Here is a 14,947-nt window from a genome sequence, read left to right on the forward strand (position 1 = left end):
GGTCGGCCGACCGACGGCATTTGGCACGACAGCCGGTATCTACCTGCCTTTGCGGCCTTTCAATCAGCCGATTCGGTGAACACATCGCGCAAGCAAGACCTGGAACCGGCACGGGCCAGTCCGCATCGACCAAGCGTAGACCCGAATCCGGGGATACGAAAGGTGAGGTTGGAGAGGGTGCGACAATGGGTCGCAAAGGGGCGGGGAACTACCGCATCCGAAAGAATGCGGCAGTAGGGGGATTGCGAACTATTACTTTTTGCCTTCGACTTGCAGGTTTTCTGTATTCAATCCATGCGACAGGCTGTACACATAAGCTGCAAGCAACTGTACTTTATCGTTGCCGAGCAACTCGTTCTGCGCCGGCATGTGGCCCTGGCGACCGTGGCGGATGGTCTGCTCGAGCTGGGTCAGGCCAGTGCCGTAGATAAAACCCGCCGGGTGCGTCAGGTTCGGCGCGCCCATGGTTGCGGTGCCCTGGCCGTTGGCCCCGTGACAGGCGGTGCAGGTGCTGCTGAAGGCTTGTTGTCCGGCTTGCAGGTCAACCTTGCTGTCCGCCGACAAGGGCAACCCGGCCAGTTCGTGGCGGACATAGGCGGCGACGTTCTTCACTCCCGCTTCGCCGAGGATTTCACCCCAGGCCGGCATCGCCGCCATGCGTCCACCCAGGATGGTGGTCTTGATGGTGTCGGCGTCGCCGCCCCAGCGCCAGTCGCTGTCCGCCAGGTTGGGGAAGCCGTACGCGCCCTTGGCATCCGAGCCGTGGCACACCGAGCAGTTGGAGGCGAACAGGCGGCCACCCATTTTCAGCGCTTGCGGGTCCCTGGCCACTTCCTCCACCGGCATGGCGGCGAATTTGGCGAAGATCGGCCCGAATCGGGCGTCCGCGCGGTCCATCTCCTTTTCCCACTCATGCACGCCGGTCCAGCCGTTGGCGTAGCCGGGCAGGATGCCTTTCCAGTTGCCCAGGCCGGGATAGAGGATCAGGTAACCGACGGCGAACACCAGGGTGCCGGCGAACAGCATGAACCACCATTGCGGCAACGGGTTGTCGTACTCCTCGATGCCGTCGAAGCTGTGGCCCATGGTCTGGTCGACACTGCCCTTGGTTTCGCCCTTGCGGGTGCCGATCAGCAGCCAGGTCAGGCCGATCAGGCTGCCGATGGTCAGTACGCAGATCCACGTACTCCAGAAAGTGGTCATGGCCGGGTGCTCCTTGTGGCGGATTCTTCGGGGATCTCGGGGTGTGGCTCATCGGCGAACGGCAGCAGGCGCGCTTCGGCGAATTGCGCGCTGCGCTTGCCGTTGAACACCCACAGCGTCAGGCCGACGAAGGCCACGAACACCACGACCGTGCCCAGGCCGCGGATCATTCCAGTGCTCATTTCAACGACCATGGCTCACCTCTTGCTCTTGATCGCAGTGCCCAGCACTTGCAGGTAGGCGACCAGTGCGTCCATCTCGGACTTGCCCTTGAGCGACTCGGCCGCGCTTGCGATGTCGTCGTCGGTGTAGGGCACGCCCAGGGTGCGCATGGTCTTGAGCTTGGTTTCGGTGTGGCCACTGTCGACCGCGTTGGCTACCAGCCACGGGTAGGCCGGCATCTTCGATTCCGGCACCACGTTGCGTGGGTTGTACAAGTGCGCGCGGTGCCAGTCATCGGAGTACCGCGCACCCACCCGGGCCAGGTCCGGGCCGGTGCGTTTCGAGCCCCAGAGAAACGGGTGATCCCAGACGCTTTCGCCGGCCACCGAGTAGTGCCCATAGCGTTCGGTCTCGGCGCGAAACGGGCGGATCATCTGCGAATGGCAGCCGACACAGCCTTCGCGGATATAGATGTCGCGGCCTTCCAGCTGAAGTGCGGTGTAGGGCTTCATGCCTTCCACCGGTTTGTTGGTCACATCCTGGAAGAACAGCGGGACGATCTGGGTCAGGCCGCCGATGCTCACGGCCAGGATCATCAGCAGCAGCAACAGGCCGACGTTTTTCTCGATAGTTTCGTGTTTCATGGCGGACTCCTCAGGCCATCTGCGCGGCAGCGGCGGCTTCGGCAGGCTGCGAGGCCCGCACGGTGCGCCAGGTGTTGTAGGCCATCAGCAACATGCCGCTGAGGAAGATCGCCCCGCCCACCAGCCGCACGACGAAGCCAGGGTGGCTGGCCACCAGGGTTTCGACGAAGGAGTAGGTCAGCGTGCCGTCCTCGTTCACCGCACGCCACATCAGGCCCTGGGCGATGCCGTTGACCCACATCGAGGCGATGTACAGCACGGTGCCAATGGTGGCGAGCCAGAAGTGCGCGTTGATCAGGCCGATGCTGTGCATCTGCGCGCGACCGAAGATTTTCGGGATCATGTGGTACAGCGCGCCGATGGAAATCATCGCTACCCAGCCGAGCGCGCCGGCGTGAACGTGGCCGATGGTCCAGTCGGTGTAGTGGGAGAGGGCGTTGACCGTCTTGATCGCCATCATCGGCCCTTCGAAGGTCGACATGCCGTAGAACGCCAGCGACACCACCAGGAAGCGCAGGATCGGATCGCTGCGCAACTTATGCCAGGCGCCCGACAGGGTCATCATGCCGTTGATCATCCCGCCCCAGCTCGGTGCCAGCAGGATCAGCGACATCACCATGCCCAGCGACTGCGCCCAGTCCGGCAGCGCGGTGTAGTGCAGGTGGTGGGGCCCCGCCCAGATGTACAGGGTGATCAGCGCCCAGAAGTGCACGATCGACAGGCGATAGGAATACACCGGGCGCTCGGCCTGTTTCGGCACGAAGTAATACATCATCCCGAGGAAACCGGCGGTGAGGAAAAAGCCCACGGCGTTGTGGCCGTACCACCATTGCACCATCGCGTCGGTGGCGCCGGAGTACAGCGAGTACGACTTGGTGAAGCTGACTGGCAACTCCATGTTGTTGACGATGTGCAAGATCGCCACGGTGACGATGAACGCACCGAAGAACCAGTTACCGACGTAGACGTGCTTGGTCTTGCGCTGCATGATGGTGCCGAAGAACACCACGGCGTAGGCGACCCAGACGATGGTGATCAGGATGTCGATCGGCCATTCCAGCTCGGCGTATTCCTTGGAACTGGTGTAGCCCAGCGGCAGGCTGATGGCCGCCAGCAGGATCACCAGCTGCCAGCCCCAGAAACAGAACGCTGCGATTTTCGGCGCAAACAGCTTGGCCTGGCAGGTGCGTTGCACCGAATAGAACGAACTGGCGAACAGGGCGCAGCCGCCGAAGGCGAAGATCACCGCGTTGGTGTGCAACGGGCGCAGGCGACCGAAGCTGGTCCAGGGCAAATTGAAGTTGAGTTCGGGCCAGACCAACTGGGCAGCGAGAAAAACCCCGAGCCCCATGCCGACGATGCCCCATACCACCGTCATAATGGCGAATTGGCGGACCACCTTATAGTTGTAGGCGGTACTGATAGAAGTGTTCATGGTTCCCCATCCACGGTTCAGCCCAAGTGTGCCAGCGCACCCTTCGGCCGGAGTTATAGGCAGACTAAAAGCGAGGCAAGCATGGACAAAGGGCACAAGGCCGGTATTGACGGGGATCAATGGGCGAAGTGCGTGCACGAACATGGATGGCTGTGGGATGCGGCTTCGGGCAAGGCCTCGGCGACCCTGATCCTGGCTCACGGCGCAGGCGCGCCGATGAACAGCGACTGGATGAGCGACATGGCTCAACGCCTTGCCGTCCACGGCGTCAACGTGCTGCGCTTCGAGTTTCCCTACATGGCGCAACGTCGGCTCGATGGCAGCAAACGCCCGCCCAATCCTGCGGCAAAACTGCAGGAGTGCTGGCGGGAGGTGTACGGCGAAGTGCGACGTCATGTCACTGGGCCGCTGGCCATTGGCGGCAAGTCCATGGGCGGGCGCATGGCCAGTTTGCTCGCTGATGAGCTGGGCGCGGACTCGCTGGTGTGCCTGGGCTATCCGTTTTACGCGGTGGGCAAACCGGAGAAACCACGGGTCGAGCATTTGGCTGGATTGAAGACGCGAACGTTGATTGTGCAAGGGGAGCGGGATGCGTTGGGCAATCGGGAGGCGGTGGAGGGGTATGCGTTATCGCCGAGTATCGAGGTTTTTTGGTTGGCGGCAGGGGATCATGATTTGAAGCCGTTGAAGGCTTCGGGGTTTACCCATGAGCAGCATTTGGCGGCGGCGGCGAGCCGGGTGGCTGAATTTCTTCGGTGAGATTCCCGCCAGCAGCCATGGCCTCTTCGCTGGCAAGCCAGCTCCTACAGGTTTTGTTGTGCAACGCAGACCCCTGTAGGAGCTGGCTTGCCAGCGATGAGGCCCTGTCAGGCAACATCACTTTCACAGGGGCAACAAAAAACCCGAAAGCTCTCGCAATCCGGGTTTTGTTTTTCCAGCATCAATCAGCGGTTGAACCGCTCCACCAACGAGTATTGCGTGTTGGCCGTCTTGGTCAGCTCTTCACTCAACAACGCCGAGTTCTGCGCCTGTTCCGAGGTCTGGTCCGCCAGTGCCGAAATGTTGCTGATGTTGCGGCTGATTTCTTCGGCCACGGCGCTTTGTTCTTCGGTCGCGGCGGCGATCTGGGTGGTCATGTCGGTGATGTTGGCCACCGCCTCGCTGATCCCCACCAGGGCCTGGTCCGCTTCCAGCACGCGCGCCACGCCTTCTTCAGCCTGGCGATGCCCGGCTTCCATGGTCTGCACCGCGGTGCCGGCGGTTTGCTGGAGCTTGGCGATCAGGGCGTGGATCTGCCCGGTGGATTCGCTGGTGCGTTGGGCCAGTTGGCGCACTTCGTCAGCGACCACCGCAAAACCACGCCCCATCTCGCCGGCACGCGCCGCTTCGATGGCCGCGTTCAGTGCCAGCAGGTTGGTCTGGTCGGCGATGCCCTTGATCACGTCGACCACGCCGCCGATTTCGTTGCTGTCCTTGGCCAGTTGGGTCACGGTCGCACCGGTTTCCCCCACCACCACCGACAGGCGCTGAATGGCTTCGCGGGTTTCCCCGGCGATGTCGCGGCCGCGGCCGGTCAGGCGATTGGCTTGCTGGGTGGCGTCGGCGGTGCGCTGCACGTGGCTGGCGACTTCCTGGGTGGTGGCGGCCATCTGGTTGACGGCGGTGGCCACCTGTTCGGTTTCCACGCGCTGGCGTTCCAGGCCGCTGGAGCTGTCGTGTGCCAGGGCGTCGGACTGTTTGGCCTGGTCGGTCAGGTGCTCGGCAGTGTCCTGCAGACGGGTCAGGCAGGTTTTCAGGCGCGCTTCCTGGCTGAGGATCGACATCTCCAGGCGTGCCTGGGCGCCGCGGCTGTCGGTGTACATCTGCGCGATCAGCGGGTCCGACGTGGTTTGCTCGGCCAGGCGTAGCAAGCGCTTGAGGCCGCGTTGCTGCCAGCTCAGGCCCAGCAGGCCCAACGGCACCGACAGACCGGCTGCCAGGGCAAAGCCCCACTGCGAGTTCAGCGAAGCGCCGATCATGAAGCTCAACTGGCTGACCAGAATGAAGGGCAGCCAGTCCTGCAGGACCGGCAACCATTTATCGGTCGAAGGGATGGCCGACTTGCCCTGGTTGATGCGTTGGTAGAGCGCTTCGGCACGGCGAATCTGTTCCGCGGTGGGTTTGACCCGCACCGACTCGTAACCGATCACCTGATTGCCTTCGAAGATCGGTGTCACATAGGCGTTAACCCAATAGTGGTCACCGTTCTTGCAGCGATTCTTGACAATGCCCATCCATGGCAAGCCTTGTTTGAGTGTCGCCCACATGTGCGCGAACACCGCGGCCGGCACGTCGGGGTGACGGACCAGGTTATGCGGCGCACGGATCAGTTCCTCACGAGAAAATCCGCTGATCTCGACGAAAGCGTCGTTGCAGTAGGTGATCATGCCCTTGGCATCGGTGGTGGAGATCAACCGTTGCTGGGCCGGGAAGGTCCGTTCGCGTTGTGTAATTGGCTGGTTGTTACGCATGGCTATTTAATCCGCAAGGCTCTAAGTGCTGTATCGGCCTCATTAGCGATTTGTTGAAATTATTTTTCGATAATCAATGGCACGTCGCAAAATGACCCTCGCGTCAGCCGGTCATCGGGTACGTGAACAATCCGAAGTGCAGCAGGTTCAAACCAAAGTGGGTGGCGATGGCGGCCGCCAGGCCGCCGAAGCGATACGCCAGTCCATAGCCCATGCCCGCCAGACTAGCCAGCACTACCCATTCCCAGCCGGCGCCCCAATGCGCGAGCCCGAACAGCAGCGAAGCGACCAGCAGGGCAAAGTGCTCGCCGTGGGGCAGGTGGGCGAAGCGCCGGCTCAGGCCGCCTTGCAGGTAGCCGCGAAACATGGCTTCCTCCACCAGCGTCACCAGCAGGAGGTTGTTATTGAGCCACAGCCATGCTTGCGCCGGCCATTTTGGTGACCACTCCACGATGCCCAGCAACCAGGCGGCCGCTAGCGTGACAAATGCGGTCATGCTCAACGCCAAAGCGCTCGCCTTTACAATTTGAGCGAGCGAGTGTCGACCGACGATCCATGGGCAAACGAGTAGTAGCCAGAAACCGATCAGCGGTTTGTCCAGATTGAGGTTCATTGAAAAGGGGGCGGCGTTCTCGGTAAAACGAACCTGGTCGATTATCCTGGCGTTGTAAAACCCCGGCCACCAATGGAGGGCAAGGGTGAGGCTCAGGAAAATGAACAGGGCATGGCCGAGGTATTGACCGTAGTGAAAGCGTTGTTGCCGGACGGCAAAGCCGGCGAGCAGCAAGAGGATGAAAACAGTGCTCGCATGAACGGTCAGTTGACCATAGGTGAGCGCCAGGACGTACCCGGCAGACAGGAGTGTCAGGTACGGCCAGGGCAATACGAGCATGAACGGCTCCTTGTTTTGGCGGCTTTTGGCAGATTCGTCAACCGGGCGGCCGTCATCGCTGGCAAGCCAGCTCCCACAGGGGCCTGAATACATTCGAAATCAGGGAGATAAACTATCGGAACCAAAGGTCGTGCCGGGGAGCATCAGCACAGGGTCGAGATTCAATGAACGGCAGAGGACCTTGGGACAGGAACTCGATCAAACCTGGAAACCTCTTTGATCCAGAATCGACGGTATTCAGTCTGGTCTGGCGCCAGCGGCTTGTGGCTTGACCAGGCGTGCCCTGTTTTCAAGCTTTCGCGATAAGCCTCCCACTCTTTTTCCTCGGCGATTTCCTTCGCCCTTTTCTTGTCATCGAACCAACCAAGAACATACACCTCGCCTTGATCAATGCCGTGCTCGATCAATAGATAAATCTCTTTCATACGCTAAACCCGTAACGACAAATTTTAAAATACCCTATCACAGCGTATTGCCCTGACTATCGGCAGGGGTTTCCATTTCTTGAGCTTATGCGTTATCACTGGGTCCCAAGTAGTTTTCGGTTGAAATATCAGGCCATCCAATTTGGGGGCGGGTCGTAAGGGGCTTCAGGCGCCGGTACCGAGGTGACGGCGCTTGAAGCATCAACACTTTTAGTCACGCGGTTACGACGCAATCAATTGCCGCAGCACGTAATGCAAGATCCCCCCCGCCTTGAAGTACTCCACCTCATTGAGCGTATCAATCCGGCACAGCACTTCGATTTTTTCCCGGTTGCCGTTTTCGCGGGTGATGACCAGGGTCAGGTTCATCCGCGGGGTCAGTTCGACGCCGGTCAGGCCGAGGATGTCCAGGGTTTCGCGGCCGGTCAGGTTCAGGCTCTTGCGGTTCTGGTCGAGCTTGAACTGCAGTGGCAGCACGCCCATGCCCACCAGGTTGGAGCGGTGGATGCGTTCGAAGCTTTCGGCGATGACGGCCTTGATGCCCAGCAGGTTGGTGCCCTTGGCGGCCCAGTCGCGGCTGGAGCCGGTGCCGTATTCCTGGCCGGCGATGACTACCAGCGGGGTGCCGGAGGCCTGGTAGCGCATGGCGGCGTCGTAGATTGGCAGTTTTTCGCCGGTGGGGATGTAGTAGGTGTTGCCGCCTTCTTCGCCGTGGAGCATTTCGTTGCGAATGCGGATGTTGGCGAAGGTGCCGCGCATCATCACCTGGTGGTTGCCGCGGCGTGAGCCGTAGGAGTTGAAGTCGCGCGGTTCCACGCCTTTTTCCCGCAGGTACTGGCCTGCCGGGCTGTCGGCCTTGATGTTGCCGGCGGGGGAGATGTGGTCCGTGGTCACCGAGTCGCCGAGCAGGGCGAGGATGCGCGCGCCGCTGACGTCCTTGACCACCGGTGGCGGGCCGCCGATGTCGTCGAAGAAGGGCGGATGCTGGATGTAGGTCGAGTCGTCCTGCCAGACGTAGGTGGCGGCTTGCGGCACTTCGATGGCTTGCCATTGTTCGTCGCCGGCGAACACTTCGGCGTATTCCTTGTGGAACATGGCGGTGTTGACCCGTTCGACCGCCTCGGCGATTTCCTGGCTGCTGGGCCAGATGTCGCGCAGGTACACCGGCTGGCCGTTCTGGTCTTCGCCCAGGGGTTCGCGGCTGAGGTCGATGCGCACGGTGCCGGCCAGGGCGTAGGCGACCACCAGCGGCGGGGAGGCCAGCCAGTTGGTTTTCACCAGCGGATGGACCCGGCCTTCGAAGTTGCGGTTGCCCGACAGCACCGAGGCCACGGTCAGGTCGGCCTTCTGGATGGCTTTTTCGATGGGCTCCGGCAGGGGGCCGGAGTTGCCGATGCAGGTGGTGCAGCCATAACCGACCAGGGCAAAACCCAGGGCGTCGAGGTACTGCGTCAGGTCGGCCGCCTTGTAGTAGTCGGTGACCACTTTGGAGCCTGGGGCCAGCGAGCTTTTTACCCAGGGTTTGCGGCGCAGGCCTTTCTCCACGGCTTTTTTCGCCAGCAGCCCGGCCGCCATCATCACGCTCGGGTTGGAGGTGTTGGTGCAGGAGGTGATGGCGGCGATTACCACCGCGCCGTTTTTCAGGCGAATGGTCTGGCCTTCGAATTCATAATCCACTTCGCCGGCCATGTCCGCATTGCCCACCGCCACACCGCCGCCGCCTTCGCTTTCCAGGCGGCCTTCTTCCTTGCTGGTGGGTTTGAGTTGCAAGCCGATGAAGTCGCTGAACGCTTGCGCGACGTTCGGCAGCGAGACGCGGTCTTGCGGGCGCTTGGGGCCGGCGAGGCTGGCTTCGACGCTGGCCAGGTCCAGGGCCAGGCTGTCGGTGAAGTGCGGTTCCTTGCCCGGCAGGCGCCACAGGCCCTGGGCCTTGCTGTAGGCCTCGACCAGCTTGACCGTGGCGTCGGGTCGGCCGGACAGGCGCAGGTAGCTCAGGGTTACGTCGTCCACCGGGAAGAAGCCGCAAGTGGCGCCGTACTCCGGCGCCATGTTGGCGATGGTCGCGCGGTCGGCCAGGGGCAGGTCGGCCAGGCCGTCGCCGTAGAACTCGACGAATTTGCCGACCACGCCTTTCTTGCGCAGCATTTGGGTGACGGTCAGCACCAGGTCGGTGGCGGTGATGCCTTCCTTGAGTTTGCCGGTGAGCTTGAAGCCGATCACTTCGGGAATCAGCATCGATACCGGTTGACCGAGCATCGCCGCTTCGGCTTCGATCCCGCCGACGCCCCAGCCGAGTACGCCGAGGCCGTTGATCATGGTGGTGTGGGAGTCGGTGCCGACCAGGGTGTCGGGGAAGGCGTAGGTGCGGTCGTCTTCGTCCTTGGTCCAGACGGTGCGGCCCAGGTATTCTAGGTTGACCTGATGGCAGATGCCGGTGCCCGGTGGCACCACGCTGAAGTTGTCGAAGGCGCTCTGGCCCCAGCGCAGGAAGGCGTATCGCTCGCCGTTGCGCTGCATCTCGATGTCGACGTTCTGTTCGAAGGCGCTGCTGGTGGCAAATTTGTCGACCATCACCGAGTGGTCGATCACCAGGTCCACCGGCGACAGCGGGTTGATGCGCTGCGGGTCGCCGCCGGCCTTGGCCATCGCCGCACGCATGGCGGCCAGGTCGACCACGGCGGGCACGCCGGTGAAGTCCTGCATCAGCACCCGCGCCGGGCGGTACTGGATTTCGCGGTCGGAGCGGCGCTCCTTGAGCCAGGCGGCAATGGCCTTGAGGTCGGCGCTGGTGACGGTCTTGGCGTCTTCCCAGCGCAGCAGGTTTTCCAGCAGCACCTTGAGCGACATGGGCAGCGCGTCGAGGTCGCCCAGGCTCTTGGCGGCCTCCGGCAGGCTGTAATAGTGGTAGGTCTTGTCGTCGACTTGCAGGGTTTTAAGGGTCTTCAGGCTATCGAGGGACGGCATTACGGTCACTCCTTTGAGTCCGCACGGCTACGGACAGAGGGAACGGGCAGAGCACTAAACCTAGCCCTGTTTTAAGTAGCTGGCTAATAACTGGACTCTATGGACAGACCCCAGGTTCCGAACTCGGCTATCATGCGCCGGTTTTCGTGACAGGCTTTGCTGTAGAGCAAGCCTGGGCATCGCGCAGTGGCTGAATGTCTCGCCATCTGCCCAGGAGTAAGAATGAACACCCTCTTTATGCATTGCCGGCCGGGCTTCGAAGGCGAAGTCTGTTCCGAGATTTCCGACCTCGCCGCACAACTGAACGTGGCCGGTTATGCCAAGGCCAAGGCTGCCACTGCCTGCGCTGAATTTGTCTGCACCGAAGAAGACGGCGCCGAGCGCCTGATGCGTGGCCAGCGTTTCGCCAACCTGATCTTCCCGCGCCAATGGGCCCGGGGGATCTTCATCGATCTGCCGGAAAGCGATCGCATCAGCGTGCTCCTCGCGCACCTGGCGGATTTCCCGACCTGCGGCAGCCTGTGGCTGGAAGTGGTCGACACCAATGATGGCAAGGAGCTGTCGAATTTCTGCAAGAAGTTCGAAGGCCCGCTGCGCAAGGCGCTGACCGGCGCCGGCAAGCTGGTGGACGATGCGAGCAAGCCGCGCTTGTTGCTGACGTTCAAGAGCGGCCGTGAAGTGTTTGTTGGCCTGGCGGAGTCGAACAACTCGGCGATGTGGCCGATGGGCATTCCGCGCCTGAAATTCCCCCGCGAGGCGCCGAGCCGTTCGACCTTGAAGCTCGAAGAGGCCTGGCACCACTTCATCCCGCGCGATCAGTGGGACGAGCGTCTGCACAGCGACATGACCGGCGTCGACCTGGGTGCAGCCCCTGGCGGCTGGACCTGGCAGCTGGTCAACCGCGGCATGCTGGTGACCGCCATCGATAATGGCCCGATGGCTGAAAGCCTGATGGACACCGGCCTGGTGCAGCACCTGATGGCCGACGGGTTCACCTTCAAGCCCAAGCAGCCGGTGGACTGGATGGTCTGCGACATCGTCGAGAAGCCGGCCCGCAACGCGGCGATGCTGGAGGAGTGGATCGGCGAGGGGCATTGCCGCGAGGCGGTGGTCAACCTCAAGTTGCCGATGAAACAGCGGTATGCCGAGGTGAAGCGCTTGCTCGAACGCATCGCCGACGGCTTCAAGGCGCGGGGGATCAAGGTCGAAATCGGCTGCAAGCAGCTGTACCACGACCGTGAAGAAGTGACCTGCCACCTGCGTCGGCTGGACGTGAAAAAACCCAAGTCCCGCTGATAAGCGTGGCTCCCCCTGTAGGAGCAAGCTTGCTCGCGATGGAGGTCAACGATGACGCGGGAAGCCTGATACCCCGCGGTGCCCTCGGGTTTTTCGCGAGCAAGCTCGCTCCTACAGGGGGGGTGGCGTAATGCCGCAGATGACCGAACACCCGGCAATGGGCGACAATGCCGGCAAGTTTCAGGAGTGAATCATGAGTGAATTGCTTGATACGCCGGTAGACGGCACCCTCGACGCCACCGGTCTCAATTGTCCGGAGCCGGTGATGATGCTGCACCAGCATATCCGTGACCTGGTGCCCGGTGGCCTGCTCAAGGTGATCGCCACCGATCCGTCGACCCGCCGCGACATCCCCAAGTTCTGCGTGTTTCTTGACCATGAACTGGTGGGGCAGCATGAAGACGCCGGCACCTATCTCTACTGGATTCGCAAAAAATCCGGCTGACCCAAAAATCCCTGTAGGAGCGAGCTTGCTCGCGATGGACCTGAGGGCAACGCGGGCATTCTGAAAGCCAGCGTCATCGTTGACGACCATCGCGAGCAAGCTCGCTCCTACAAGGTTATTTCAGGCTGGTGCGGATGCGCTTGCGCGCACTGCGCGTCAGGCGGATCGACAGCATCAGCGCCGCGCAGCTCAGGCCGACGATCAAGCCCTGCCACAGGCCGCTCGGGCCGCTTGGCGTGCCGAACCAGTCGGTCAGGCCCAAGGCATAGCCCACCGGCAAGCCGATGCCCCAGTAGGCGAACAGCGTCAGGATCATCGTCACCCGGGTGTCCTGATAGCCGCGCAATGCACCGGCGGCCGTGACCTGGATCGCGTCGGAAAACTGGAACAGCGCCGAATACACGATCAGCATCGCCGCCACCCTGATCACCGTCGGGTCCGCCGTGTAGATGGTTGCGATGTGCTCGCGCAGCAACAGCATCAGGCTCGCCGAGAGGCACGCGTACGCCAGCGCCGTGCCCATGCCGACGCCCGCGGCGAAGCGCGCTTCCCGGGGTTGCTCGCGCCCCAGCGCCTGGCCGACGCGCACGGTCACGGCCATGCCCAGGGAATAGGGGATCATGAACACCAGCGAGCTGAAGTTCAGGGCGATCTGGTGCCCGGCGACCACGGTGGCGCCGAGGCTGCCGATCAACAGGGCGATCACCGCGAAGATGCTCGACTCGGCGAACACGGCAATGCCGATGGGCAGGCCGATGCCCAGCAGGCGCTTGATCACCGACCATTGCGGCCAGTCGAAACGGCTGAACAGCTGGCTCGACTGGTACGCCGGCGCCCAGCGCTCCCAGCCGGCCATGCCCAGGGCCATCACCCACATCACGATCGCCGTGGCCCAGCCGCAACCGACGCCGCCCATGGCCGGCACACCGAAGTGGCCATAGATGAATACGTAGTTCAGCGGAATGTTCAGCGCCAGGCCGCACAGGCCCAGCACCATCGCCGGGCGGGTGCGCCCCAGGCCATCACTGAAGCAGCGCAGCACATGGTAGAGCGCGACCGCCGGCAGGCCGCTCGCGATGCCGTGCAGGTACTGCATGCAGGGGCCGATCAGTTCGGGATCGACCTTCATCACGCGCAAGACCGGTTCGGCACACAGCAGCAGGCCGGTCGCGATCAGGCCCACCACCAGGGCCAGCCACAGCGCCTGGCGCACGATCGGACCGATCTCGCCGTGGGTTCCGGCACCGAAGCGCTGGGCGACTTTCGGCGTGGTTGCAAGCAAAGTGCCCGTCATCAGCAGGAACACCGGCACCCAGATCGAGTTGCCCAGCGCCACCGCCGCCAGGTCGCGCGGCCCGACCCGACCGGCCATCACCGCATCGACGAAGCCCATCGCGGTGGTGGCCAGCTGCGCGATCATGATCGGCAAGGCCAGGCCGAGCAGGTTTTTCAGCTCCAGGCGGACCCGGGCGGGGCGGGATAGGGAAGGGCTGGTGGTGTGGTCGGTCACGGAATTCAAGGGCAAAACGTCCAAATATATTTGCTGCGCGGGTGCGCATTCTACGCGTTGACGCAGCGGTCAGGAAAAGACTGTGTTAGGGATTTGTAATTCCCCCGGAAACTTATTGCCTCCCCCTGTAGGAGCGAGCTTGCTCGCGATGGAGGTCAACGATGACGAGGGCTGCCTGAATAAACGCGGCGTCCTCAGGTTTTTCGCGAGCAAGCTCGCTCCTGCAGGGGCATCGAGCTAGGCGGTAGACGCCAACTACGCCTACACTGCCGATCCGCCAAAGGAGCCTGACATGCTGATTGTTGCCGACGAGAATATCCCCCTGCTAGACGCCTTCTTCGAACGTTTCGGTGAAATCCGCCGGGTGCCGGGGCGTTCCATCGACCGCGCCACGGTCGAGCAGGCCGACGTGCTGCTGGTGCGCTCGGTCACCCGCGTCGACCGTGAGTTGCTGGAAGGCAGCAAGGTGCGCTTTGTCGGCACTTGCACCATCGGCACCGATCACCTGGACCTGGAATACTTTCAACAAACCGGCATCACCTGGTCCAGTGCGCCGGGCTGCAACGCGCGGGGCGTGGTCGATTACGTGCTCGGCAGCCTGCTGACCCTGGCTGAAATCGAAGGCGCCGACCTGACCCAGCGCACCTACGGCGTGGTCGGTGCCGGTGAGGTGGGTGGACGGCTGGTCAAGGTCCTGCAGGGGCTGGGCTGGAAGGTGCTGGCCTGCGATCCGCCGCGCCAGGCCGCTGAAGGGGGCGATTACGTCAGCCTTGAACAGATCATCGAGCAGTGCGACGTGATCAGCCTGCACACCCCGCTGACCCGACAGGGTGCCCAGCCGACCTGGCACCTGCTCGATGAAAAACGCCTGAACCAGCTCAAGCCTGGCACCTGGCTGATCAACGCCAGCCGTGGCCCGGTGGTGGACAACCGCGCGTTGCGCCAGGTCCTGCTGCAGCGCGAAGACCTGCAGGCGGTACTCGATGTCTGGGAGGCCGAGCCCGAAGTCGACGTGGCCCTGGCCGAACTCTGCGTGCTGGCCACGCCGCACATTGCCGGCTACAGCCTCGATGGCAAGCAGCGCGGCACGGCGCAGATCTATCAGGCGTACTGCGAGTTCCTTGGGCAAGCGCCCGAGGTCAGCCTGAGCGACTTGCTGCCAGCCCCCTGGCTGTCGCAGCTGACCTTGAGTGCCGACACCGATCCGGCCTGGGCCCTGGCAATGTTGTGCCGTGGTGTGTACGACCCGCGCCGGGACGACGCGGATTTTCGCCGCAGCCTTGTCGGCAGTGTCAGCGAGCAACGGGCGGCGTTCGATGGGCTGCGCAAAAACTATCCCTCGCGGCGCGAGATCGACGGGTTGCAGGTGCGCATTGATGGGGAGGCGCCAGCGTTGCAACAGATCGTGGCGGCACTTGGCGCAACGGTAATCTGAAGATCAGGCAATAAAAAACCCGGCCC

At 62.6% G+C, this 14,947-nt stretch carries 13 protein-coding genes; 4 read left to right on the plus strand and 9 right to left on the minus strand.

What is annotated here, in order from left to right; all coding sequences use genetic code 11:
• Positions 1 to 252 precede the first annotated feature (252 nt).
• From ccoP to ccoN, 4 genes are read right to left on the minus strand one after another with little or no spacing between them, the layout of a single operon-like run.
• Positions 253 to 1,203 (minus strand): cytochrome-c oxidase, cbb3-type subunit III, encoded by a 951-nt coding sequence (gene ccoP, locus ACYP2Q_RS06240; RefSeq protein WP_459729710.1) that lies wholly within the window; start codon positions 1,201 to 1,203, stop codon positions 253 to 255.
• A complete protein-coding gene (locus tag ACYP2Q_RS06245) occupies positions 1,200 to 1,397 on the minus strand; it encodes a cbb3-type cytochrome oxidase subunit 3 (RefSeq protein ID WP_323627763.1) in 198 nt (65 codons plus the stop codon). The genes ccoP and ACYP2Q_RS06245 overlap by 4 nt, the downstream gene beginning before the upstream one ends.
• Positions 1,398 to 1,400: 3 nt before the next feature.
• A complete protein-coding gene (ccoO, locus tag ACYP2Q_RS06250) occupies positions 1,401 to 2,009 on the minus strand; it encodes a cytochrome-c oxidase, cbb3-type subunit II (RefSeq protein WP_459729711.1) in 609 nt (202 codons plus the stop codon).
• 10 nt (positions 2,010 to 2,019) lie between these two features.
• Positions 2,020 to 3,444, minus strand: coding sequence for a cytochrome-c oxidase, cbb3-type subunit I (ccoN, locus tag ACYP2Q_RS06255; protein ID WP_459729712.1), 1,425 nt, complete (start codon positions 3,442 to 3,444; stop codon positions 2,020 to 2,022).
• A gap of 81 nt (positions 3,445 to 3,525) precedes the next feature.
• Here ccoN and ACYP2Q_RS06260 point away from each other — a divergent pair, with 81 nt between their 5' ends.
• Positions 3,526 to 4,203 carry an alpha/beta family hydrolase gene (locus ACYP2Q_RS06260; protein WP_459729713.1) on the plus strand — a complete coding sequence of 226 codons (678 nt, stop codon included), beginning with the start codon at positions 3,526 to 3,528 and terminating at the stop codon, positions 4,201 to 4,203.
• A 185-nt stretch (positions 4,204 to 4,388) separates the two neighbouring features.
• On the opposite strand, the gene ACYP2Q_RS06265 is transcribed toward ACYP2Q_RS06260, so the two are convergent.
• The 4 genes from ACYP2Q_RS06265 to acnA all read right to left on the minus strand — a co-directional run bounded on the left by ACYP2Q_RS06265 (position 4,389) and on the right by acnA (position 10,235).
• Positions 4,389 to 5,954, minus strand: coding sequence for a methyl-accepting chemotaxis protein (locus ACYP2Q_RS06265; RefSeq protein WP_459729714.1), 1,566 nt, complete (start codon positions 5,952 to 5,954; stop codon positions 4,389 to 4,391).
• A 103-nt stretch (positions 5,955 to 6,057) separates the two neighbouring features.
• On the minus strand, positions 6,058 to 6,846 hold the full coding sequence (locus ACYP2Q_RS06270) for a CPBP family intramembrane glutamic endopeptidase (protein ID WP_459730084.1): 789 nt from the start codon (positions 6,844 to 6,846) through the stop codon (positions 6,058 to 6,060).
• Positions 6,847 to 7,007: 161 nt separating this feature from the next.
• Positions 7,008 to 7,271, minus strand: coding sequence for a hypothetical protein (locus ACYP2Q_RS06275; protein WP_459729715.1), 264 nt, complete (start codon positions 7,269 to 7,271; stop codon positions 7,008 to 7,010).
• Positions 7,272 to 7,493: 222 nt separating this feature from the next.
• A complete protein-coding gene (acnA, locus tag ACYP2Q_RS06280) occupies positions 7,494 to 10,235 on the minus strand; it encodes an aconitate hydratase AcnA (RefSeq protein WP_459729716.1) in 2,742 nt (913 codons plus the stop codon).
• Between the two features lie 222 nt (positions 10,236 to 10,457).
• Here acnA and rlmM point away from each other — a divergent pair, with 222 nt between their 5' ends.
• Together rlmM and tusA are read left to right on the plus strand one after the other, a co-directional pair.
• Positions 10,458 to 11,531: a 23S rRNA (cytidine(2498)-2'-O)-methyltransferase RlmM gene (gene rlmM, locus ACYP2Q_RS06285; protein ID WP_459729717.1), complete on the plus strand. Its 1,074-nt coding sequence runs from the start codon at positions 10,458 to 10,460 to the stop codon at positions 11,529 to 11,531.
• A gap of 193 nt (positions 11,532 to 11,724) precedes the next feature.
• On the plus strand, positions 11,725 to 11,976 hold the full coding sequence (tusA, locus tag ACYP2Q_RS06290) for a sulfurtransferase TusA (protein ID WP_046819502.1): 252 nt from the start codon (positions 11,725 to 11,727) through the stop codon (positions 11,974 to 11,976).
• Positions 11,977 to 12,091: 115 nt separating this feature from the next.
• Here tusA and ACYP2Q_RS06295 read toward each other — a convergent pair whose 3' ends face one another.
• Positions 12,092 to 13,495: an MATE family efflux transporter gene (locus ACYP2Q_RS06295; protein WP_459729718.1), complete on the minus strand. Its 1,404-nt coding sequence runs from the start codon at positions 13,493 to 13,495 to the stop codon at positions 12,092 to 12,094.
• A 283-nt stretch (positions 13,496 to 13,778) separates the two neighbouring features.
• Here ACYP2Q_RS06295 and pdxB point away from each other — a divergent pair, with 283 nt between their 5' ends.
• The gene (gene pdxB / locus ACYP2Q_RS06300) at positions 13,779 to 14,921 is read left to right on the plus strand and encodes a 4-phosphoerythronate dehydrogenase PdxB (protein ID WP_459729719.1); all 1,143 of its coding nucleotides are present in this window, start codon (positions 13,779 to 13,781) and stop codon (positions 14,919 to 14,921) included.
• Positions 14,922 to 14,947 lie beyond the last annotated feature (26 nt).

The organism is Pseudomonas sp. MHK4 (genome assembly GCF_054600775.1).

What these genes read in the sequence shown, in the direction of transcription:
- ACYP2Q_RS06245 (WP_323627763.1), bottom strand. Translation starts at nt 1,397, where the DNA reads ATGGTCGTTGAAATGAGCACTGGAATGATCCGCGGCCTGGGCACGGTC.
- tusA (WP_046819502.1), top strand. Translation starts at nt 11,725, where the DNA reads ATGAGTGAATTGCTTGATACGCCGGTAGACGGCACCCTCGACGCCACC.
- ACYP2Q_RS06260 (WP_459729713.1), top strand. Translation starts at nt 3,526, where the DNA reads ATGGACAAAGGGCACAAGGCCGGTATTGACGGGGATCAATGGGCGAAG.
- acnA (WP_459729716.1), bottom strand. Translation starts at nt 10,235, where the DNA reads ATGCCGTCCCTCGATAGCCTGAAGACCCTTAAAACCCTGCAAGTCGAC.
- ACYP2Q_RS06265 (WP_459729714.1), bottom strand. Translation starts at nt 5,954, where the DNA reads ATGCGTAACAACCAGCCAATTACACAACGCGAACGGACCTTCCCGGCC.
- ccoN (WP_459729712.1), bottom strand. Translation starts at nt 3,444, where the DNA reads ATGAACACTTCTATCAGTACCGCCTACAACTATAAGGTGGTCCGCCAA.
- rlmM (WP_459729717.1), top strand. Translation starts at nt 10,458, where the DNA reads ATGAACACCCTCTTTATGCATTGCCGGCCGGGCTTCGAAGGCGAAGTC.
- ACYP2Q_RS06270 (WP_459730084.1), bottom strand. Translation starts at nt 6,846, where the DNA reads ATGCTCGTATTGCCCTGGCCGTACCTGACACTCCTGTCTGCCGGGTAC.
- pdxB (WP_459729719.1), top strand. Translation starts at nt 13,779, where the DNA reads ATGCTGATTGTTGCCGACGAGAATATCCCCCTGCTAGACGCCTTCTTC.
- ACYP2Q_RS06275 (WP_459729715.1), bottom strand. Translation starts at nt 7,271, where the DNA reads ATGAAAGAGATTTATCTATTGATCGAGCACGGCATTGATCAAGGCGAG.
- ccoO (WP_459729711.1), bottom strand. Translation starts at nt 2,009, where the DNA reads ATGAAACACGAAACTATCGAGAAAAACGTCGGCCTGTTGCTGCTGCTG.
- ccoP (WP_459729710.1), bottom strand. Translation starts at nt 1,203, where the DNA reads ATGACCACTTTCTGGAGTACGTGGATCTGCGTACTGACCATCGGCAGC.